Raw genomic sequence first — 1,029 nt, forward strand, 5'->3', positions numbered from 1 at the left:
GCTTCTGCCAACGAGGATTGACTCATGCAGCGTCGCGATTTTCTCAAACTCTCCACCGCGCTCGGCGCCGCCAGCGCCTTGCCCTGGTGGGGCCGGGCCTTCGCCGCCGAGCGGCCCGCCCTGCCCATTCCCGCCGTACTCGAACCGGATGAAAGCGGGGTGATCCAGCTGATCGCCCAGCCTGGTCAGATGCACTGGCGGCGTCAGCCAACCCACAGCTGGGGCTATAACGGCAACCTGCTCGGCCCCACGCTGCGAGCCCGGCAGGGGCAGGCGGTACGGATCTGCGTCAGCAACCGGCTGGCCGAGACCAGCACGGTACACTGGCACGGGCTGGAGGTGCCGGGCACCGCAGATGGCGGCCCCCAGGCCAGTATTCCCCCCGGCAAGCAGTGGCGAGCGGCATTTCGCATCGAGCAACCCGCCGCCACCTGCTGGTATCACCCCCATACCCACGGCCAGACCGGTCATCAGGTGGCCATGGGGCTGGCGGGGCTCTTCATTCTCGACGATGAGGAGAGCCTGCGACTGCCGCTGCCGCAGCGCTGGGGGCTGGACGACATACCGCTGGTGTTGCAGGACAAGCGGCTGGACGGCCAGGATCAGCTGGATTACCAGCTGGACGTGTTGAGTGCGGCGGTCGGCTGGTTTGGTGATCTCATGCTGACCAATGGCGTCGAGTATCCGAGCCATGCCGCCCCCCGTGGCTGGCTGAGGTTGCGGCTGCTCAACGGCTGCAATGCCCGCTCCCTCACGCTGGCGGCCAGCGATGGGCGAGCACTCTATGTGATCGGCAGCGATGGCGGTCTGCTGGTGGAGCCTGTGGTGCTAAGCGAGCTGGCGTTGCTGCCGGGGGAGCGGTTCGAGGTGATGGTGGATGCCCGCAACGGCAAGCCGTTCGATCTGATCTCCCTGCCGGTGCGCCAGATGGGGATGACGCTGGCACCGTTCGATGCCGCCTTGCCAGTGCTGCGGATCCAGCCCTCTCTCATCGAGGGCAAGGGGCGGCTGCCGGACACTCTGGCCCGC

General features: G+C 67.4%; 1 protein-coding gene. It reads left to right on the forward strand.

What is annotated here, in order from left to right:
• Positions 1-24: 24 nt before the first annotated feature.
• Positions 25-1,029, forward strand: a 1,005-nt coding sequence (gene cueO, locus AAC083_RS23250) for a multicopper oxidase CueO (protein ID WP_258224732.1), incomplete at its 3' end; no start/stop codon positions are given.

Source organism: Aeromonas sp. HMWF014 (assembly GCF_963878295.1).
GTDB classification, from domain to species: Bacteria; Pseudomonadota; Gammaproteobacteria; order Enterobacterales; family Aeromonadaceae; genus Aeromonas; species Aeromonas popoffii.